The sequence below is a fragment of the Chitinibacter sp. FCG-7 genome, assembly GCF_040047665.1.
Classification (GTDB): domain Bacteria; phylum Pseudomonadota; class Gammaproteobacteria; order Burkholderiales; family Chitinibacteraceae; genus Chitinibacter; species Chitinibacter mangrovi.
Window position 1 is genome coordinate 701,865 of sequence record NZ_CP157355.1, and the last position, 19,912, is coordinate 721,776.

General features: G+C 53.2%; 16 protein-coding genes. 10 read left to right on the forward strand and 6 right to left on the reverse strand.

Annotation, left to right across the window (positions count from 1 at the left end; genetic code table 11):
• Positions 1 to 25: 25 nt before the first annotated feature.
• Entirely contained in the window at positions 26 to 1,420 is a 1,395-nt protein-coding gene (locus ABHF33_RS03230) for a UDP-glucose dehydrogenase family protein (protein WP_348945620.1), read from the reverse strand.
• A 302-nt stretch (positions 1,421 to 1,722) separates the two neighbouring features.
• Here ABHF33_RS03230 and ABHF33_RS03235 point away from each other — a divergent pair, with 302 nt between their 5' ends.
• Together ABHF33_RS03235 and clpB are read left to right on the forward strand one after the other, a co-directional pair.
• Positions 1,723 to 2,379, forward strand: coding sequence for an OmpA family protein (locus ABHF33_RS03235; protein ID WP_348945621.1), 657 nt, complete (start codon positions 1,723 to 1,725; stop codon positions 2,377 to 2,379).
• A gap of 189 nt (positions 2,380 to 2,568) precedes the next feature.
• Positions 2,569 to 5,151 carry an ATP-dependent chaperone ClpB gene (clpB, locus tag ABHF33_RS03240; RefSeq protein WP_348945622.1) on the forward strand — a complete coding sequence of 861 codons (2,583 nt, stop codon included), beginning with the start codon at positions 2,569 to 2,571 and terminating at the stop codon, positions 5,149 to 5,151.
• A 57-nt stretch (positions 5,152 to 5,208) separates the two neighbouring features.
• On the opposite strand, the gene ABHF33_RS03245 is transcribed toward clpB, so the two are convergent.
• Positions 5,209 to 5,562, reverse strand: a complete 354-nt coding sequence (locus ABHF33_RS03245; RefSeq protein WP_348945623.1) for a DUF4124 domain-containing protein — start codon at positions 5,560 to 5,562, stop codon at positions 5,209 to 5,211.
• A gap of 241 nt (positions 5,563 to 5,803) precedes the next feature.
• On the opposite strand from ABHF33_RS03245, the gene ABHF33_RS03250 reads away from it, so the two are divergent.
• Together ABHF33_RS03250 and ABHF33_RS03255 are read left to right on the forward strand one after the other, a co-directional pair.
• Positions 5,804 to 7,153 carry a leucine-rich repeat-containing protein kinase family protein gene (locus ABHF33_RS03250; RefSeq protein WP_348945624.1) on the forward strand — a complete coding sequence of 450 codons (1,350 nt, stop codon included), beginning with the start codon at positions 5,804 to 5,806 and terminating at the stop codon, positions 7,151 to 7,153.
• A gap of 14 nt (positions 7,154 to 7,167) precedes the next feature.
• Complete coding sequence (locus ABHF33_RS03255; RefSeq protein ID WP_348945625.1) at positions 7,168 to 7,515, forward strand: hypothetical protein; 348 nt, start codon at positions 7,168 to 7,170, stop codon at positions 7,513 to 7,515.
• Positions 7,516 to 7,627: 112 nt separating this feature from the next.
• Here the strand turns inward: ABHF33_RS03255 and htpG are convergent, their stop codons facing one another.
• A complete protein-coding gene (gene htpG / locus ABHF33_RS03260) occupies positions 7,628 to 9,529 on the reverse strand; it encodes a molecular chaperone HtpG (protein WP_348945626.1) in 1,902 nt (633 codons plus the stop codon).
• A gap of 224 nt (positions 9,530 to 9,753) precedes the next feature.
• Here htpG and ABHF33_RS03265 point away from each other — a divergent pair, with 224 nt between their 5' ends.
• Positions 9,754 to 10,554, forward strand: coding sequence for a ParA family protein (locus ABHF33_RS03265; RefSeq protein WP_432803954.1), 801 nt, complete (start codon positions 9,754 to 9,756; stop codon positions 10,552 to 10,554).
• A 19-nt stretch (positions 10,555 to 10,573) separates the two neighbouring features.
• Positions 10,574 to 11,476 (forward strand): response regulator, encoded by a 903-nt coding sequence (locus ABHF33_RS03270; protein ID WP_348945627.1) that lies wholly within the window; start codon positions 10,574 to 10,576, stop codon positions 11,474 to 11,476.
• A gap of 194 nt (positions 11,477 to 11,670) precedes the next feature.
• Here ABHF33_RS03270 and thrC read toward each other — a convergent pair whose 3' ends face one another.
• The 3 genes from thrC to ABHF33_RS03285 form a co-directional block, all read right to left on the reverse strand.
• Complete coding sequence (gene thrC, locus ABHF33_RS03275) at positions 11,671 to 13,104, reverse strand: threonine synthase (RefSeq protein WP_348945628.1); 1,434 nt, start codon at positions 13,102 to 13,104, stop codon at positions 11,671 to 11,673.
• Between the two features lie 151 nt (positions 13,105 to 13,255).
• The gene (locus ABHF33_RS03280) at positions 13,256 to 14,560 is read right to left on the reverse strand and encodes a homoserine dehydrogenase (RefSeq protein WP_348945629.1); all 1,305 of its coding nucleotides are present in this window, start codon (positions 14,558 to 14,560) and stop codon (positions 13,256 to 13,258) included.
• A gap of 99 nt (positions 14,561 to 14,659) precedes the next feature.
• Positions 14,660 to 15,904 carry a pyridoxal phosphate-dependent aminotransferase gene (locus ABHF33_RS03285; protein WP_348945630.1) on the reverse strand — a complete coding sequence of 415 codons (1,245 nt, stop codon included), beginning with the start codon at positions 15,902 to 15,904 and terminating at the stop codon, positions 14,660 to 14,662.
• A gap of 248 nt (positions 15,905 to 16,152) precedes the next feature.
• Between ABHF33_RS03285 and ABHF33_RS03290 the strand changes: the two genes are divergently transcribed.
• The 4 genes from ABHF33_RS03290 to ABHF33_RS03305 all read left to right on the forward strand — a co-directional run bounded on the left by ABHF33_RS03290 (position 16,153) and on the right by ABHF33_RS03305 (position 19,864).
• Positions 16,153 to 16,521 (forward strand): Mth938-like domain-containing protein, encoded by a 369-nt coding sequence (locus tag ABHF33_RS03290; RefSeq protein ID WP_348945631.1) that lies wholly within the window; start codon positions 16,153 to 16,155, stop codon positions 16,519 to 16,521.
• Positions 16,522 to 16,711: 190 nt separating this feature from the next.
• Complete coding sequence (locus ABHF33_RS03295; RefSeq protein WP_348945632.1) at positions 16,712 to 17,725, forward strand: sensor domain-containing diguanylate cyclase; 1,014 nt, start codon at positions 16,712 to 16,714, stop codon at positions 17,723 to 17,725.
• A gap of 394 nt (positions 17,726 to 18,119) precedes the next feature.
• Positions 18,120 to 18,560 (forward strand): hypothetical protein, encoded by a 441-nt coding sequence (locus tag ABHF33_RS03300; RefSeq protein WP_348945633.1) that lies wholly within the window; start codon positions 18,120 to 18,122, stop codon positions 18,558 to 18,560.
• Positions 18,560 to 19,864: a GGDEF domain-containing protein gene (locus ABHF33_RS03305; RefSeq protein WP_348945634.1), complete on the forward strand. Its 1,305-nt coding sequence runs from the start codon at positions 18,560 to 18,562 to the stop codon at positions 19,862 to 19,864. The genes ABHF33_RS03300 and ABHF33_RS03305 overlap by 1 nt, the downstream gene beginning before the upstream one ends.
• The last annotated feature ends 48 nt before the right edge of the window (positions 19,865 to 19,912 follow it).

Sequence of the window (19,912 nt, forward strand, 5' to 3'; positions counted from 1 at the left end):
GGCAAGACCAATGGTCTTCTCCGATTTAAAGCACCGGGGCGACATCACCGCTCTGTAAAGCCACCGCTTGCGACGCCGTGCTGGAGCGGATCGCAATTTGTTCCCTGCCAATCGGGAAATAGCTGATTTCTTCGGCCTTCATCCGTTTGGGCTCGTACAGATTGCGCCCGTCAAAAATCGTCGCCGAACGCAGCGATTTCTTAATGCTGGCAAAATCCGGGCTGCGAAATGCTTTCCACTCGGTCACAATCACCAGTGCATCGGCATTGTGTAATGCATCCATATACATAGGTGCAAAACCGACTCCCTCGAATCCGGCAAACAGTTGCTGGGCCTTGGTGTTGGCCACCGGATCATGCGCGCAGACTGTAGCGCCCCGCGTCAGCAAGCCCTGAATCAGCGTCAGGCTGGGCGCTTCGCGCAAATCGTCTGTATCGGGCTTGAAAGCCAAACCCCAGACGGCAAAATGCAGGCCACGCAAATCCGGGCCAAAATGCGCCAGAATTTTATTGAGCAGCACATGCTTTTGCTGATTGTTCACCTCATGCACGGCCTGCAGGATTTTGAGTGGCTCGCCGCATTGCTGCGCAGTTTGCTGCAGTGCCAGCACGTCTTTTGGAAAGCAGGAACCACCATAACCCACGCCGGGATAAAGGAAATGATAGCCAATACGCGGATCAGAGCCGATGCCCTTGCGCACCAGCTCGATGTCCGCCCCCAGCACTTCAGAGAGATTGGCCAGCTCGTTCATAAAGGAAATCCGCGTCGCCAGCATGGCATTGGCCGCATATTTGGTTAGCTCGGCCGAACGCAAATCCATGCATAAAATACGATCATGATTGCGCACCAGTGGCGCATAAATGGCCTGCATCAAATCTTTCGCCGTTTCGTCCTCGGTGCCGATCACAATCCGGTCCGGACGCATAAAGTCATCCACCGCTGCGCCCTCTTTTAAAAACTCGGGGTTGGAGACCACGCTAAAACTGCTGCGCTGGCCACGCTGATCGAGCTGCGCCTGCACCGCGCGCCGCACCAGATCGGCAGTGCCGACAGGAACGGTCGATTTGTTCACAATCACTTTGTATTCGTTCAGGTGGTGACCAATATTGGCCGCTGCCGCCAGCACATATTGCAAATCGGCCGATCCGTCTTCGCCGGGCGGCGTACCAACGGCAATAAACTGGATCGTGCCATGCGCCACCGATTGCGCCACATCGCTGGTAAAGCGCAAGCGATTGGCCTGCACATTGCGCCGGATCAGCTCGTCCAACCCCGGCTCATAGATGTGCACAATGCCTTCTTGCAGCTGCTGAGTTTTCTGAATATCCAGATCCAGACACAGCACATCATTGCCATATTCCGCCAGACAGGCACCTGTGACCAAACCGACATAACCCGAACCAATCACCGTAATCCGCATTTGAGCTACTCCACTGTAGGCTGATGCGTTTTTACCGGACTTGAATGACGGTTCTGCGACAAAATCGGGAAATCTCGATGACAAGCGCCCAGAGTCAGGCAGCGGTTGGCCTTCACGCCTACCCTTTCATCCAATTGACAACATAGGCATGACAAGTGAAGCTAGATTAAATTTGCTGGAAGGCAATCAACAGATGTGAGTTCATTCACTGGCAGAGCGGCAATTTGATACAGATTATGTCATCGCAATATGTTTAGATTCGTCTACCCACTTGGATTGGATTTTTAATAAGGATGCATACAATGAAAAAACTCATGATGCCAGGACTACTGGCCATTAGCCTGAGCATGGCTGGTTGCGCGAATATGACACCTGAGCAGCAAGGTGCCACCATTGGTGCTGTCGGCGGAGCGATTGCCGGTGCGGTCATCAGCTCGGCCACAGGCGGCAAACACGTGGCGCGTGATGCGGCCATTGGTGCAGCGATTGGCGGCATTGGCGGCTACGCTTGGTCGGCGCATATGGAAAAGCAGCGCAAGGAAATGGAAGCGGCCACGCAGGGCACCGGCATTGAAGTGAGCAAAACGGCCAATAACGAACTCAAGATTGACGTTCCAAGCGATTTTTCCTTCGATACCGGCAAATACGCCATCAAACCAAATATGCGCCCGGTACTCGATAAACTGGGCCAGACGCTGAATCAAAATCAGGTGACGCGCGTCCGCATTATTGGCCACACCGATAGCACAGGCACGGACGCCATCAACAATCCGCTTTCGGTGAATCGCGCAGGTGCAGTGCAAGCGTATCTGGTCAACCGTGGTGTGGCAGGCAACCGGATGAGCATTGATGGCCGCGGCTCGTACGAGCCCGTAGCGGACAATAACAGCGCAGCGGGCCGCGCACAAAATCGCCGCGTCGAGATTTTTGTTGCCGAACCGGCACCCGCCAGCAAGTAAGCCCTTTCGCTCGGCTGAGCACGCTTAATTTCCAAAAACAGTCTGCCAAGGCAGGCTGTTTTTTTATTCACGAAATATTCATTTTAAAATCATTTACTTAAGCAAAATCAAACTCCAACCACCCTGTGCTTGAATTTCAAATGCCTTGCATCCATGTATGGGTTAATCACACTTTCATGGAGGCGCAAAATGCGTATCGACAAACTCACGACCAAGTTTCAACAAGCGCTCGCTGACGCACAAAGCATGGCTTTTGCCAATGACAATGCCTATATCGAGCCACAACATTTATTACTTTCGCTGCTAAACGACAACGACTCGGGCGCAGCCGCCCTGCTCGCCCGCGCTGGCGTCAATGTGCATCCGCTCAAAGCAGCGCTCGAAAGCGCCGTTCAGCGCTTGCCAAAGATTCAAGGCGGCGACGGCGATGTGACCGTCGGTAAAGACTTGGGGCGCCTGCTCAATCAAACCGATAAAGCCGCAATGCAGCGCAATGATCAATTCATTTCCAGCGACCTATTCCTGCTCGCACTGTGCGACGACAAAAGCGAAACGTCACGGCTGCTGAAAGAAAATGGCGGCAAGAAAGAGGCGATTGCTGCCGCTGTTGAAGCAGTACGTGGCGGTGAAAACGTCAGCAGTGCCGATGCCGAACAGCAACGTGAAGCGCTGAGCAAATACTGTCTCGATCTGACCGAACGCGCCCGCGCGGGTAAGCTTGACCCGGTGATTGGCCGCGATGACGAAATCCGTCGCGCGATTCAGGTACTGCAGCGCCGCACCAAAAACAATCCAGTGCTAATCGGCGAGCCCGGCGTCGGTAAAACGGCGATTGTCGAAGGCCTGGCTCAGCGCATTATCAATGGCGAAGTGCCTGAGTCTTTAAAACATAAGAAGGTATTGTCGCTAGATCTAGCTGCGCTGCTGGCTGGCGCGAAATACCGGGGGGAGTTTGAAGAGCGCCTGAAAGCCGTTCTGAATGAACTCGCCAAAGAAGAAGGCAATAATATTGTCTTTATCGACGAGCTACACACGCTGGTTGGTGCGGGTAAAGCCGAAGGCGCGATGGACGCTGGCAATATGTTGAAACCCGCTCTGGCGCGCGGCGAGCTGCATTGCATCGGCGCAACGACGCTCGACGAATACCGCAAATACATCGAAAAAGACGCCGCGCTCGAACGTCGTTTCCAGAAAGTGCTGGTCGGCGAACCAAGCGTTGAAGACACCATCGCGATCCTGCGCGGCTTGCAGGAAAAGTACGAAATCCACCACGGCGTCGATATTACCGACCCGGCGATTGTCGCTGCGGCCGAGCTGAGCCACCGTTACATCACCGACCGATTCCTGCCCGATAAGGCCATCGATTTGATTGACGAAGCGGCGGCCAAAATCAAAATGGAAATCGACTCCAAACCTGAGGTGATGGACAAGCTCGACCGCCGGATTATCCAGCTCAAAATCGAACGCGAAGCGGTGAAACGTGAAAAAGACGAAGCGAGTAAAAAACGCTTGGCGCTAATCGAAGAGGAAATCGCCAAGCTCGACAAGGAATATTCCGATCTGGAAGAAATCTGGAAAGCCGAAAAAGCCAGCGTGCTCGGTAGCCAAGCGATCCGCGAAGAAATCGACAAGCTGAAAAACCAGATGGAGAGCCTGAAACGCGCAGGCGAATGGCAGAAAGTATCCGAGCTGCAATATGGTGAACTCCCTGCGCTTGAAGCCAAGCTGAAAGCCGCCGAATCGTCGGAAACGTCTGGAAGCACAAGCAACAAACTGCTGCGTACGCAAGTCGGCGCCGAAGAAATCGCCGAAGTCGTCAGCCGCGCGACGGGCATTCCGGTCAGCAAAATGCTGCAGGGCGAGCGCGAAAAACTGCTGCATATGGAAGACGTGCTGCATGATCGCGTCGTCGGGCAGGACGAAGCCGTTCGCCTCGTATCGGATGCGATCCGTCGTTCACGCGCCGGTTTGGGCGATCCGAACCGCCCGTATGGTTCATTTCTGTTTCTGGGTCCAACCGGCGTCGGCAAGACCGAGCTGTGTAAAACGCTGGCGAATTATTTGTTCGATTCCGAAGAGCACATGATCCGCGTCGATATGTCCGAGTTTATGGAAAAACACTCGGTCGCGCGGCTGATCGGCGCGCCGCCGGGATATGTGGGCTATGAGGAAGGCGGTTATCTGACCGAGCTGGTGCGCCGCAAACCGTATAGCGTGATCCTGCTCGACGAAGTCGAAAAAGCGCATCCGGATGTATTTAATATCCTGCTGCAAGTGCTCGACGATGGTCGCCTCACCGACGGCCAAGGCCGCACGGTCGATTTCCGCAACACCGTCGTCGTGATGACGTCCAACCTCGGTAGCGATCACATCCAGCGCCTGGCCGATTCGGATTATCAAGTGATCAAGCTGGCGGTGATGGCCGAAGTGAAAACGCATTTCCGGCCAGAGTTCGTCAACCGGATCGATGAAGTCGTGGTTTTCCACGCCTTGGCGCAGCAGCATATTCGCAATATCGCCAAAATCCAGCTGCAAAAACTCGTTGGCCGTTTGGCGCATATGGAAATCGGCATGGAAATCAGCGATGCTGCGCTTGATCTGATTGCCGAAGCGGGCTTTGATCCGGTCTATGGCGCGCGGCCACTGAAACGCGCGATCCAGAGCGAGCTGGAAAACGTGCTGGCCAAACGGATTCTGGCCGGTGATTTTGCCGCCAAGGATACGATACGGATTGACGCGAAAGACGGCGCCATGCAGTTGAGCAAAGCTTGAGTTGGGCAATCATTCAAAAAGCCCGCATAAAGCGGGCTTTTTTATTTCGTTTGAAGTTTAATCAGGCAGTCGGCGCACCGGGCGGTTACTGATTTTGTCCGATGGCCCACGCGTGGTGTCACTTTGGCTTGATGGACTGCTGACCGAGCCCCCACCCGCCGGGGTCGCCGCCTCGCCCATGCTGCTCACTTTGCCGCCCTTGCTATTGTCCTGATAAGCCGGAACAAACGGTCTTTCCGGTATCACCACGGTACTGATAGTACCCTGATCATCCATTGGCACTTCGAGCCCCGTGCAGGGCCGATCCGCATAAACCACGCGCCCTTTTTCATCCAGACATTTAAATGGCTCAGCCCAAGCCAGCCCCGGCAACAGCAGCACAATCAACAGCCCGAAAATATATTTCATCATGCACCTCCATTCATCCATGTTCCAGCGTGGCTGCGATCTGGCTGATATGCGAGTGGATTGGCCGATCCGTATAGCCAAACGGTCAATGCATGGCAGACTTGATAATATGAGCCCATTGCAAGCACAGGTATATCGCCAGAAGGCAATTTTTAATTGACTTCTAGCAATATACCCTTAACTATCTGATAAAAGCAAAATCCATTACCATTGCCATCCCCCACCGTGAGCGCAAACAGACTTTATGCATACTCTGGAGCAATTGCAGCAAGGACAGCTTAAGGGCCTGAGCCGCCTCGATCTCAGCTGCAATCTGCGCGAATTTCCGCGCGAAATTTTTGCGCTGGCCGATACGCTGGAAATCCTTAATCTTTCCGGTAATCAGCTCGCCAGTCTGCCCGACGATTTGCCGCGTTTGCACAAGCTGAAAATCATTTTTTGCTCGAATAATTGCTTTACCGAGCTACCCGCCGTGCTGGGGCAATGCGCCAATCTGGAAATGATCGGTTTTCGCGCCAACCAGATTGCCCACGTCCCCGCCGCCGCACTGCCGCCCAAGCTACGCTGGCTCACGCTCACCGAAAATCAGATTACGCAATTGCCTGATGAGATCGGCCGCTGCACGCGGCTGCAAAAGCTGATGCTGGCGGGCAACCACCTCCATACCCTGCCCGCCACGCTGGCGCTGTGCCACAATCTGGAGCTGGTACGCATCGCGGCGAACCAATTTGACGAGCTCCCCGAGTGCCTGTTCAAACTGCCCAAGCTGGCGTGGCTCGCGTTCGCAGGCAATCCGTGCACCGATCGGCTTGCGCCCGCGATGCAGGCGCGCGATAGCGTACCGGAAGTGAAATGGTCTGAATTGCACCTAGGCCAACAATTGGGCGAAGGCGCATCGGGACAGATTTTTGCCGCAACATGGCAACCCGCGGATGCAGCCGAACCACCTGCAGTGGCGGTAAAGCGCTTTAAATCGGCGGTGACCAGCGATGGCGTACCACGCTGCGAAATGGACGCCTGCATCGCAGCGGGAGCGCATCCCAATCTCATCCCGGTGCTCGGTCAGATCAACGATGCAGACAAGCCCGCATTGGTACTGGGCTTGATTGATCAGAACTATCAAATACTCGCCGATCCACCCAGCCTGCAAAGCTGCACCCGAGATATTTTCGCACCTGATGCGCAATTTACCATGCCGGTGATTTTAAACATCCTCAGGGGTATTGCCTCAGCAATCATGCAGATCAATAGCTGCGGCCTTATACATGGTGATGTATATGCGCATAATATTCTGGTGCATGCCGATGGCAGCTGCCTCCTTGGCGATTTTGGCGCAGCGTCAATCATGCCTGAAGCACACAAAGCACAACTGAGCGCCATCGAAATGCGTGCGTTTGCCTGCCTGATTGAAGATCTGATTAGCCGCTGCAAACCCGTCGAGCCAGATGGCTTGCAATCACTTGCCGAGCTGCAAGGTTTACAACTGAAATGTGCGAATAAAAACCCAAGCCAGCGGCCAAGCATGGCGTGGGTGGCTACACACTTAACAGAGATCGCTGCCCGCATAAGCAAATCACGAGTTGACGCAGGCTAATTTAGGCCAATGAAATGAAAAACTTGCTTCCATTTAAACCGATAAAACAAAACTATTTTAAAGTGGGCGAGCTTTGGCGAGGGGCAGATGGAAATCTAAATTACACAATCGGAGCAATCAACACACCCGCGAAGTATTTTTCAGCCAGAGACAAAGTTGCAAAACATTTTCATTTGATGCCAATTGGATTTACCTGCTCACCGCTAGATGCTCTGACAAGACCCTATTTTTGCTGGCGCAATTTTGCAGTCATCCGTTTGGAATGGGATATTTGGTGTGGCTTCTTTGTTAGCGCCGCTAACCCGCGAAGTGAATGGCTACTTATGAAGATTGCGACTTTTTGCGAGAGTGAGTTTAAGTAAATAAACACCGCAACTTGAGTCAAATCAAAGCAATAAAAAACCGGCCACCAGGCCGGTTTTTTTGGGTATTTCCCTACAAGCCATACAATATATAGCTTACAACAATATACCCTTAGTCCTGCATCGCCAGCATCAAACCATTCAGGCGTTTGACGAATGCTGATGGGTCTTCCAGTTGGCCGCCTTCGGCGAGCAGCGCTTGATCGAACAGCAGTTGCGTCCAGTCGCCAAATTTGTCGCTCGCTGATTCGGCTTTCAGTTTGCCTACCAGCGGGTGCGTTGGGTTGATTTCCAAGATTGGCTTGCTACCTTTCACGTCCTGCCCTGCCGATTTGAGCAGACGCTCCAGATTTGCGCTCATGTCTTGGTTTTCAACGACCAAGCAAGCCGGGCTGTCGGTCAGGCGGTGCGTGACGCGGATGTCTTTGACTGATTCGCCGAGCACCGATTTCATTTGTTCGAGCACGTCTTTGAGCTCGGTCGCTGCGGCTTCCTGCTGTTGTTTTTCAGCTTCGTCGGTAAATTGCTCCAAATCGAGTTCGCCTTTGGCGACCGATTGCAGTTTTTTACCTTCAAATTCGGTCAAGCCAGAGAACGCCCACTCATCAACGCGGTCTGACAACAGCAAGACTTCGATGCCTTTTTTGCGGAAAACTTCGAGGTGTGGGCTGTTTTTTGCTGCGGCGTAGCTGTCTGCCGTAATGAAATAGATCTGCTCTTGGCCTTCTTTCATGCGGCCGATGTAATCGGCGAGCGAGACGATTTGTTCGCTGCTGTCGTTCGCAGTTGACGCAAAGCGGCACAGACCGGCAATGCGTTCTTTATTGGCGAAGTCTTCGCCGACGCCTTCTTTGAGCACTTTGCCAAATTCAGTCCAGAATTTAGCGTATTTGGCTTTTTCGGCTTCGTCATCCGAGTTCGCCAAGCCTTCGAGCATGCCGAGCACTTTTTTCACGCAACCCGATTTAATCTGCTCGATGTCTTTGCTGTGTTGCAAGATTTCGCGCGACACGTTCAGCGGCAGGTCGGATGAATCGATCACGCCACGGATAAAACGCAAGTATTGCGGCAGCAATTTTTCGCTGTCTTCCATGATGAAGACGCGGCGCACATACAGTTTCACGCCATGGCGACGCTCGCGGTCGTACAGATCGAACGGCGCGCGTTGCGGTACATACAGCAGCTCGGTGTATTCCTGGCGGCCTTCGACTTTGGCGTGGCTCCACGCCAGCGGATCGTCGTAATCATGCGCTACGTGTTTGTAGAATTCGGTGTATTGCTCATCAGAAATTTCAGACTTGCTGCGCGTCCACAAGGCGTTCGCCTGATTAACCGTCTCTTCCCCCTCGGCGGGTTTGATCGAGCCGTCTTCGTTATAGCCGGCTTGCGCTGGCATCAGAATCGGCAGCGTGATGTGGTCGGAATATTTGCGGATGATGCTGCGCAGTTTCCAATCGTTCAGGAATTCCTCTTCACCTTCTTTCAGGTGCAAGACGATTTCAGTACCGCGGCTCTCTTTGGCCACGTCTTCCAGCGTGAATTCGCCATCGCCCGCTGAAACCCACTGCGTCGCGCCTTCTTCACCGGCACGGCGAGTCGTCAGCGTCACTTTGTCAGCGATGATAAAGGCCGAGTAGAAACCCACGCCGAATTGGCCGATCAGATGCGCGTCTTTTTGCGCGTCGCCTGAGAGCTGGCTAAAGAATTCTTTGGTGCCCGAGCGCGCAATCGTACCGATATTTTTGATCACTTCTTCGCGGCTCATGCCGATGCCGTTATCGGCGATCGTGATCGTTTTGGCGTCTTGATCAAAAGACACGTGGATTTTGAGCTCGGAATCGTTGCCGTACAGGCTGTCGTTGTTGATGGCTTCAAAACGCAGTTTGTCGCAGGCGTCGGATGCATTCGAGACCAGCTCGCGCAGGAAAATTTCCTTGTTCGAATACAAAGAGTGAATCATCAATTGCAATAATTGTTTAACTTCGGCCTGAAAGCCTAGGGTTTCTTTACTCATGGTTTTATTTCCCTAATAAGTGGGTTACAGACAATGGTGGATAAATGGGGCTAGTCGGCAGCTCTTCAAGACCCTGTATGCAGCAGGGAGATTGATTTGGGCCGATTGAGGGTAGGTAAATGATTTAAATCGTTGTTTTGTCGCGCACTGGCGGTTTACTGACAAGAGTTGTGAGCAAAAGCTTGATATAGTGTCGTCAATCGGGGAAAACGGCAGAGGTCGGTATGTTGCGACGTGTGGTGTTCAATCAGAAAGGCGGCGTGGGTAAATCGACCATCACCGTCAACCTAGCGGCAGTGGCCGCAGCGCAAGGCAAGCGGGTATTGGTGGTAGACTTAGATCCACAGGGCAATAGCAGCCATTACCTCCTGGGGGCATCCGCTGGCGAGGCCACACCGACGCTGGCCGATTTTTTCGAGCAGGTGCTCAATTTCTCGCTGTATGCCAAAGGGCCAGCCGAGTTTATCCACGCTACGCCGTTTCCCAATCTGTATCTGATGCCCTCGCATCCGGGCATTGCCGAGCAACAGGTCAAGCTGGAATCGCGCTACAAAATCTACAAATTGCGCGAAACGCTGGCCGAGCTGACTGGCCAATTTGACGAGGTGTATATTGATACACCACCAGCGCTGAATTTCTTTACGCTGTCGGCCTTGATCGCCGCTACCGGCTGCCTGATTCCGTTTGATTGCGATACCTTTTCACGCGACGCGCTACTGGGGCTGATCGCCCGGGTGGAGGAAATCCGGCAGGATCACAATGATCAATTGCAGATTGAAGGCATTGTGGTCAATCAGTACCAACCGCGAGCCAGCTTGCCGCAGCGCCTGGTGCAGGAGCTAGAAGCACAGCATTTGCCGGTGCTCAAAACCCGGCTTTCCAGTTCGGTTAAAGTGCGCGAATCGCACGACAAGGCCGCGCCGCTGATTGCGCTGGATGCCAAGCACAAACTGGCACAGGAATTTGCCGCCCTCTACGGCGAATTGTCAGCTGCGGCGCAAGGCGAGTATATTAACGAATCATGATATTGAGTGGACTAGCGAGATGACACCATTGAGCAAACCGGGCCGCGTTCTGATTGTTGACGATGAACCGTTTAATCTGGAAATCCTGTCCGAACACCTGAACGATGCCGGCTACGAGACCGCCACCGCGATGGACGGCGAAGAAGCGTGGGAAGTGTTGCAGGCCGACCGTATCGGCTTTGACACCATTCTGCTCGACCGCATGATGCCACGGATGGACGGCATGCAGGTGCTGGCCAAACTCAAGCAGCACCCGGAATTCCAGCATATTCCGGTGATTATGCAAACGGCAGTGGGCGCCGCCGAAAACGTGCAGGAAGGCCTGGCCGCTGGCGCGTATTACTATCTGATCAAGCCTTTTCAGCGCGAAATGCTGCTGGCAATTGTGGCCGCCGCCGTTGGTTTTCATACCGAACGCAGCCAGCTGGAACGCGAGATTTCGGAGCACGCCGACTCGTACAAGCTGCTGGTCAATGGGCATTTCCGCTTTCGCACGCTCGATGAAGCACGCCAGCTCACGCTACTGCTCTCGCGCGCCTGCCCCGACCCACAACGCGTTGCATTGGGGCTGTCCGAGCTATTGGTCAACGCCGTCGAACACGGCAATCTGGCGATCAGCTACAGCGAAAAAACCCGCCTGCTGCAAACCAACCGCTGGCAGGACGAAGTGGAAGCGCGTCTGCTTGATCCGAAATACAAGGATAGAGTTGTGAATGTCAGCTTCATTAGCAGTGCCGAAGAAGTGCAAATCCGCATCCAGGACGAAGGCGCTGGTTTTGAATGGCAGCCCTTTCTGGAATTCTCCCCCGAGCGCGCGTTCGATCCGCATGGCCGCGGCATCTCGATGGCACGGATGATGTCGTTTGATAGCGTGGAATATCAGGGCAAGGGTAACGATGTGCTGGTGCGGGTGAGGAAGTGAGGTGTGAGGTGTGAGGTGTGAGGTGTGAGGTGTGAGGTGAACATTATGCCGCGATATCAACGCCTTGCATGTCAAAGCACCAGCTCAGAATTTAAACGCCTCCGCACAAAAAATAAGCAGAAATAAAAAAACCGCCAGTTTGATCACTGGCGGTTTTTATTAGGTATTGCCTTGTAGGCCAATCGGTGATTGGCTTAGCGAGCAATACGCTCAAGCAGATACGCTTTGATCTGGGCTGCATCCGCATCAATCGCATCAAAACGCTGTGGCAAATCTTCCAGGCCTACTAGGCCAGCTGGGCGTGCTGGTGGCTGGTTGAGCGCTTCTACCATCGTCGTTTCAAATTTGGCTGGCAATGCGGTTTCCATAATCACCATCACGACGTCATTGCGGCGATGCGCTTTGGCGGCTTTGTAGCCGTCGGCAGTGTGCGGATCGATTTGTACACCGAATTTTTCAAACACTTCACGAATATGCGCGACGCGGTCTTCGTGCGTGCTGGCTTCAGATTTAAAGCCGTATTGATCGCGCATTTGCGCAAACAATTGCTCACCGATCTCAAAGCCACCACCGGTTTCGACTGATTTCCACATCGCCGCCAGTTTGCCCGCATCGCGGCCGACCAGATCGAATACAAAGCGCTCCAAGTTCGATGCTTTGGTGATGTCCATCGACGGGCTGGATGTCTCGTAAGTGCGATCCAGACCACGCGGGTGGTAACCGCCCGTTTTGAAGAATTCGTCGAGCACGTCATTTTCATTGGTCGCTACAACCAACTGGCCAATTGGCAAGCCCATCTGGCGCGCGATGTGGCCCGCGCAGATATTGCCGAAGTTGCCTGATGGCACACAGAAATCAACCACATCGCCAACGTTCTTGGCTGCGGCGAAGTAGCCTTTGAAGTAATACACCACCTGCGCAACGATACGGCCCCAGTTGATCGAGTTCACCGCGCCGATTTTGTATTTGGCTTTAAATTCGGCGTCTTTATTAACGTCTTTCACGATGTCCTGACACGCGTCGAAAAAGCCATGCACTGACAGGTTGTAGATATTTTCATCCTGCAAGCTGAACATCTGCGCGCGCTGGAACGGGCTCATTTTGCCGAATGGGCTGAGCATGAATACGTTGACGCCTTTTTTGCCGCGCATCGCGTATTCGGCCGCCGAGCCGGTGTCGCCCGAGGTCGCGCCCAGGATATTCACTTGCTCGCCTTTGGCCGCCAGCACGTACTCGAACAAATTGCCGAGCAATTGCATCGCCATGTCTTTGAACGCCAGCGTCGGGCCATTCGACAATTCCTGAATGACTAGCGTGTCGTCCAGTTTGATAATCGGCGTAATTTGATCGGCATCCGCCGCATTGCGACCATTGCAATACACTGCTGCGGTGTAGGTTTTGTCGATCAGCGCTTTCAGGTCGCCAGCAGGAATATCGTCTACAAAACGGCTGATCACGGCAAACGCCAAATCGCGGTAGTTCAGTTTGGACAGCGCGACCAGCTCATCTTGCGAGAACTGTGGGTAGCTTTCTGGAATCGACAAGCCGCCGTCGGCCATCAAACCACCAAGCAGGATATCGCTAAATTGTTGTGGCGCAACGCCACCACGGGTAGAAATGTATTTCATGGGTATAGGCCCGTAGATATTTATATGATTGGTCTGCGTGTTTATACCCATTTGGGTATTGAGCTGCGTAGGGCGGGTTAGCATCGCGTAACCCGCCTTTCAATGCCGATGGTGGGTTACGGCCTTTGGCCTAACCCACCCTACGATGCAATCAACCGTTCAGGTGTTCCAGACGCAGCTTCACCACTTTGCCATTGGTGCTGCTCAAGGCTTCGATCTTCGCAATCGCGGCGTTGACGTTTTTCTCAACCGCCGTGTGCGTTACGATGACGATTTCGGCCGAATCACCGGCTGGTTTTTGCAACATCGCATCGACCGAAATCTGACCTTCGGCAAGGATAGCCGTGACTTCGGCCAATACGCCCGGCAAGTCTTTCACGCTCAAACGCAGGTAGTAGCAGGTTTCGACATCGTCGATGCTCAGAATCGGCAGATTCGCCATCGCTGTTGGCTGGAATGCCAAATGCGGAACGCGGTGTTCTGGGTCGGCGGTGTGCAGACGAGTGATGTCAACCAGGTCGGCAATCACCGAAGAAGCCGTTGGCTCAGCACCAGCGCCGGGGCCGTAGTACATCGTTGCACCAACCGCATCGCCTTTGACCAGCACGGCATTCATTACGCCATCCACATTAGCAATCAAGCGGCCAGCCGGGATCAGCGTAGGCGATACGCGCAATTCGATGCCGTTGGCGCGGCGGCGAGTCATGCCGAGCAATTTGATGCGGTAGCCCAATTCCGCCGCGTATTTGATGTCGGCAGCGTCAAGCTTGCTAATGCCTTCCAGATACGCTTTGTCGAATTGCACCGGAATACCAAACGCAATCGCGCTCATGATGGTGAGTTTGTGCGCGGCATCGTGACCTTCGATGTCGAAAGTTGGATCGGCTTCGGCGTAACCAAGGCGCTGTGCCTCAGCCAGTACGTCAGCAAACGCCGAGCCTTTGTCGCGCATTTCGGTCAGGATAAAGTTCGACGTGCCGTTGATAATGCCAGCCACCCATTCGATTTTGTTGGCAGTTAGGCCTTCGCGCAAAGCCTTGATCACAGGGATGCCGCCCGCCACTGCAGCTTCAAACGCGACGATGACGCCTTTTTCCTGCGCTTTGGCGAAAATTTCATTGCCGTATTCGGCGATCAGTTTTTTGTTGGCAGTAACAACGTGTTTGCCGTTTTCAATCGCCGCCAGTACCAAGTCTTTGGCGATAGTCGTGCCGCCGATCAATTCAACGACGATGTCGATGTCGGGATTGTTCACGACATCCATCGCGTTATCAGTCAGGGCCACGCCTTCGCCAACCAGCTCGCGCGCGCGATCCAGATCGCGGTTCGCCGCCATGGTTACCACAATCGGGCGACCAGCGCGGCGGGCGATTTCTTCGCCGTTACGCTTCAAAACGGTGGCAGTACCGCCACCTACAGTCCCCACGCCACACAGGCCGACATTGATTGCTTTCATGAATAAACTCCAAATGTAGGGTGGGTTAGCGCAGCGTAACCCACCAAAATAAACATTTTTAATGGTGGGTTACGCCTTCGGCTAACCCACCCTACGTTATTACTTCGTGGCAAATTCGCCCGTGCCGTGGCGTTTGCGCCAGTTCTGCAAGAAGCGGGCAACGCGGTTGATCGCTTCGCTCAGATCATCCAGATTGGGTAAAAACACCACTCGGAAATGGTCGGGCTGATGCCAGTTAAAGCCGGTGCCTTGCACCAGCAGTACTTTTTCTTCGGTCAGCAATTCGAGCATCAATTGCTGATCGTCGCTCACCGGGTAAATCGCCGGATCAAGGCGCGGGAACATATACAGCGCGGCTTTCGGTTTCACGACGCTCACGCCGGGAATCGCGCTGAGCATTTCATACGCCAAATCGCGCTGCTTGGCCAAGCGCCCGCCTTCGCGCACCAGATCATCGATGCTCTGATAGCCGCCTAGGGCAGTTTGGATCGCGTATTGCGCCGGTACATTGGCGCACAGGCGCATTGTGGCCAGCATATTGAGGCCTTCGATGTAATCCTTGGCCGGTTTTTTATCGCCCGACACAATCATCCAGCCCGCGCGGTAGCCGCAGGCGCGATAGTTTTTCGACAGGCCATTGAAGGTGAGGAACAGCACGTCGTCGGCCATTGAGGCAATCGACGTATGCGTTACACCGTCGTACAGCACTTTGTCGTAAATTTCATCGGCGTAAATAATCAGGCCAAACTCACGCGCCAGATCGACGATTTGCTGCAGCAGCTCGTCCGGGTACAGCGCGCCGGTTGGATTATTCGGGTTGATCACCACAATCGCGCGCGTTTTATCGGTGATCTTGGCGCGCATGTCTTCAATCGACGGATACCAGTGATTTTGTTCATCGCACAGATAATGACGCGGCTTGCCGCCCGCCAGACTCACCGCCGCAGTCCACAGCGGATAATCGGGCGCAGGTACCAGCACTTCGTCGCCATTATTAAGCAGCGCCTGCATACTCAGCACGATCAGCTCGGACGCGCCGTTGCCGATGTAAATGTCATCCACTGTCACGTCTTTGATGTTTTTCTGCTGCGTGTAATGCATCACTGCTTTGCGCGCCTGGAACAAGCCCTTGCTATCAACGTAGCCAGCGGCGTTGCTCAGATTGCGGATGACGTCTTGCACCACTTCTTCGGGCGCATCAAAACCAAAGTTGGCCAGATTGCCGATATTGAGCTTGATGATGCGATGGCCGTCTTCTTCCATCTGCCGGGCTCGCTCAGGAATTGGCCCGCGAATTTCGTAGCAGATATTCAGTAATTTGTTCGATTTGAGGATGGCTTCCATCGTCACGGCCCACGCAGGATTATTTTAGGGGAAACCACGTATTGTAACGAAAGAATCGTTTGCTGGAACAAACAATTAAGTATCAAAACGCACAGCACAGCGCTTTTGCAATGATTTAAAATGCGCAAAACAAGATCAAGGCCAAAAGTTCTCATCCAAGGCGCAAAGCCACAGCTGCTACACAGCGACGGCAAGCCCAGTAATAATTCGGAGAACGTTTTGCCAGACTACCTAATTGAAGGATCACCATGAAGCTGCACCAGTCCAAAGTCGATCATCTGAACCAGATCACCGCCTACGATCACGAATCCGTACACGTGAATCAGGAGCGTTTTGCCGGCAGCCTGCTGGTACTGCCCGACGCGGTGCATGCTTGGCGGCCCACATCATTTAGCGATCTGACGGCAGAAGATTTTGCCGCTCTGCTCGAATTCAAACCCGAGCTGGTTCTGCTTGGCACAGGCACGAACATCCAGTTTCCGCACCCTAAACTTTACGCTGCGCTCTCCGCCCAGCACATCGGCGTCGACACCATGGGTACGGGCGCGCTATGCCGCACATTCAATGTACTGGTCGCCGAGGATAGACGCGTGATGGCGCTAGTGTTGCATGGCTAGGGGTATAAGGCCAAAGCCATTTATCTAATTGCCATTCAAGAACATACCCACGCACAAAATCGGTTACACACCTGCTGGAGTATTCAATGCGCTGCATGCCTTGCTTTCAAGCAAGGACTAGAGAATACTTACAAAAATGTAGCGGTCGTGAATTCACCCCCGACTATCCATTGCAATACGGGATTTGAAAATGCAGGAAAATGTGATTCCCACGCTGGCCACTGCGCTTGAAACTGAGAAAACGTTTGAAGGCGTGGTGCGTCAATTGCTCGGCATGCTTGAATTGGTCACCGATCTTGAGTCAACCTATCTGACCCAAATCGATCTGGACAAAGGCGTACAAAGCATTTTGTATTCCCGCAACAGCAAGTCGATGCAAATACCCGAAGGATTGTCCGTCCCCTGGGGCGATACCTTATGCAAACGCGCGCTGGAAGAAAAAATCCCGTACACCGATGACGTCGCCCAGTGCTGGAGCGACTCTGAAGCCGCCAAAGCCCTGGGTATTGCCACCTATGCCAGCACGCCTATTTATCTGGAAGATGGCAGCTTATACGGCACTTTGTGCGCCGCAAGCTCTGAACCCAAGCCGCTGACAGGCAAAGGCCAGCAGTTTCTACTGCTATTTGCCCAGCTGATTGCGCAATACGCGCAAAAAGAGCAACTGGTGCAGCAACTGCAATCGGCCAACTCGGCGCTGATCACCTATTCCTACACCGATCCACTCACCGGCCTGCATAATCGCCGCGCCATTATGCAAGAGCTGACGCGGCTTTTCGCGCAAGCCCAGCGCACCGGGCAACATATCGTACTGGCCTTTATTGATCTGGATGGGTTTAAACAGATTAATGATGTGCACGGCCACGATGCGGGCGATGTGTTTCTTGTGCAAATCGGGCAACGCCTCACCAGCGGATTACGCGCCGGCGATTTGCTGGGGCGCTTGGGTGGCGACGAATTTATTGTCGCCGGGCTGGCGGCCACAACAGGTGCTGCGGTTGACGAGGTCACTGCCAGCCTGCAAGCACGCATTGGCCCGCTGCTGATCGGCCACTATGATCTGGGCACCAGCCAGCTGCAATATCAGGGCGCCAGTATCGGCGTGGTCATGGTCGACCCGCACATCCACACCCCACAACAAGCCATGCAACAAGCTGATGCCGCAATGTACGTCAGCAAAAAACAAAGAAAAAATACCCACTAGACCGACACCCTGCCATGCTGGTCGCAATGCTGGGTGCAAGCCAACGCCAATCTTGGTCACAGGCTAAATACTCAATCCCAGTCAATAGGACACACCGCTTTCAACACGGGGGCTTAACAAGTCTATCCAGACAGACCTAGCGATTTGTTTTGCAAATCAGTCTATCGAGTTCAAGATCAAAAAGGCCACTTTCGATAGAAAGCGGCCTTTTTTGGCTTTTGACCTAAGCCACAACAGATTGCTTGGCCACACTTGAGTCTCAATCACCGCCCCAGCAAATGAAATCTTGAGTTTATTTGCTAACAGTGCAATAAATTAGTCAATTTTTTATAAGTGCACCACTCACCGCCTTACTTGAGTCAACACGTAGCTCAATACCTTCAGGGGATAATGCATGAGGCTTAAACCTCGCATTTTTATACTCACGGTTCTGATTTCCTGCATCTCGGCACTGGGGGCTTTGTGGGTAACCCGAATTCTGGCAGAGAACGTGATTGAAACTTGGGCCGTTCGCTATGCCAATCTACAAACCCAGTATTTAAAAACCAAAACCTTGGAGCCAGTACTGCGAGAGATTGTCACGGCAAAACGTCTTGCCGCTGACCCGATGATCAAGAACTGGGCGACAACACCAGACAATCAGACATACACCCAGCAGGCACTCAAGCAGATGGAGGGGTTTAGAAAGCAGTTTAAAGAGGAGCAGATTTTTGTCGCTCTAGCCCAGAGCAGCTCCTACTACTACAACAATGCCAGCAATGAATTTGGCGGTACCGTGAACTGCTTTACATCCTTGAACCCAACAAAAGTCGAGACGCCTGGTTCTTTAAGCTGATGCAGTTGAATCAGGATGTGCAGGTGAATGTCCAGAAAGATCATGCCTTGGGCATCACCAATATCTGGATCAATGCGCCCATTCGTCAGGGTGATCAAATGCTTGGTGTTGCAGGCACCGGGCTGCAATTGAATGGCGTCATTAAAGATCTGCAGCTGAGTCGCGAAGAGGGCGTTTCCATCATGTATGTGGATTATGCTGGCTCGATTCAGCTGCATCAGGATCAGGCCTTGATCAATTTTATGTCATTAACCAAAAATTCTAGCCAGCAAATCAAGTTCGACACCTTGTTTGATCAGCCTGCTGATCGGCATACGCTCTACGAAGCAATGGACCAGCTCAAACAAGGTAAACAGTCGATCGTGACGCGCTTTGTTTCGGTGAATGGGCACAAATATTTGGTCAGTTTGAACTGGATTCCTGAAGTCGGCTGGTATCAAGTGACATTGCTGGATTTGGCTATTTTGCTGCCAAAAAACTACTTTGTCGGGATTGCCTTGGTCTACATCATCACCATGCTGGCGGCTTTGCTATTGCTCAACTGGGTACTCAATCATCTGGTTTTGCAGCCCGTCAACAAGCTTGATCACGCAATGACCCAAGTCGCGAACGGTTTGCCGGTGAAACTGGAGCTAAATACCAATACCGCGAGTAATAATGAGATCGACCGGCTGGTTCGACACTTCGCACAGATGTCCACACGTGTTTCACAGGCGCGCAGCGAGCTGGAAGACAAAGTCAAAGAACGTACCGCCGATCTTGATCGCTTGGTTAAACTCGATCCGCTAACCGAATTACTGAATCGACGCGGAATGAATGAATGCATCACACAAGCCTTAAGCCGTGCCCAGCGAGATGGAAGCGCCATTGGCATTTTGTGGCTGGATGTCGATTGGTTTAAAGAAGTGAATGATCGCTATGGCCATGAAGCTGGCGATGCGGCATTAAAAACCGTGGCAGCCATGATTCGTCGCCATATCCGGCCATATGACCATGCGGCTCGCTGGGGTGGCGATGAGTTTCTGGTGCTACTCGATTCGCTGGATCAAACGCTACTGAACCAGATCGGAGAGCGAATTCGCGCAGCGGTGGCGACACAAACCGAATTACGGGATTCGCAGCAACATATCATTGCGCTGAGTGTGAGCATTGGCGGCTACTTGTTCACGGCCAACGAGGATGTCGCGCAATTATTGAATAATGCCGATCAAGCCTTATATCGCGCTAAATCGCAGGGGCGAAATTGTTACTCCCAGTTTGAGCATTCACTTGATGAGCAGCCGACGTCGGCTCAATTCAATTAACTGAAGTTTGACCGCGCAAGCCGCACAGCCCCATTCAAACAAGCCGCT

Bases quoted from the DNA above. Each gene is read 5' to 3' on its own strand.
- ABHF33_RS03295 (WP_348945632.1), top strand. From the start codon at position 16,712: ATGCAGGAAAATGTGATTCCCACGCTGGCCACTGCGCTTGAAACTGAG.
- htpG (WP_348945626.1), bottom strand. From the start codon at position 9,529: ATGAGTAAAGAAACCCTAGGCTTTCAGGCCGAAGTTAAACAATTATTG.
- ABHF33_RS03255 (WP_348945625.1), top strand. From the start codon at position 7,168: ATGAAAAACTTGCTTCCATTTAAACCGATAAAACAAAACTATTTTAAA.
- ABHF33_RS03245 (WP_348945623.1), bottom strand. From the start codon at position 5,562: ATGATGAAATATATTTTCGGGCTGTTGATTGTGCTGCTGTTGCCGGGG.
- ABHF33_RS03250 (WP_348945624.1), top strand. From the start codon at position 5,804: ATGCATACTCTGGAGCAATTGCAGCAAGGACAGCTTAAGGGCCTGAGC.
- ABHF33_RS03300 (WP_348945633.1), top strand. From the start codon at position 18,120: ATGAGGCTTAAACCTCGCATTTTTATACTCACGGTTCTGATTTCCTGC.
- ABHF33_RS03265 (WP_432803954.1), top strand. From the start codon at position 9,754: ATGTTGCGACGTGTGGTGTTCAATCAGAAAGGCGGCGTGGGTAAATCG.
- ABHF33_RS03305 (WP_348945634.1), top strand. From the start codon at position 18,560: ATGCAGTTGAATCAGGATGTGCAGGTGAATGTCCAGAAAGATCATGCC.
- ABHF33_RS03280 (WP_348945629.1), bottom strand. From the start codon at position 14,560: ATGAAAGCAATCAATGTCGGCCTGTGTGGCGTGGGGACTGTAGGTGGC.
- thrC (WP_348945628.1), bottom strand. From the start codon at position 13,104: ATGAAATACATTTCTACCCGTGGTGGCGTTGCGCCACAACAATTTAGC.
- ABHF33_RS03290 (WP_348945631.1), top strand. From the start codon at position 16,153: ATGAAGCTGCACCAGTCCAAAGTCGATCATCTGAACCAGATCACCGCC.
- ABHF33_RS03270 (WP_348945627.1), top strand. From the start codon at position 10,574: ATGACACCATTGAGCAAACCGGGCCGCGTTCTGATTGTTGACGATGAA.
- ABHF33_RS03285 (WP_348945630.1), bottom strand. From the start codon at position 15,904: ATGGAAGCCATCCTCAAATCGAACAAATTACTGAATATCTGCTACGAA.
- ABHF33_RS03230 (WP_348945620.1), bottom strand. From the start codon at position 1,420: ATGCGGATTACGGTGATTGGTTCGGGTTATGTCGGTTTGGTCACAGGT.
- ABHF33_RS03235 (WP_348945621.1), top strand. From the start codon at position 1,723: ATGAAAAAACTCATGATGCCAGGACTACTGGCCATTAGCCTGAGCATG.
- clpB (WP_348945622.1), top strand. From the start codon at position 2,569: ATGCGTATCGACAAACTCACGACCAAGTTTCAACAAGCGCTCGCTGAC.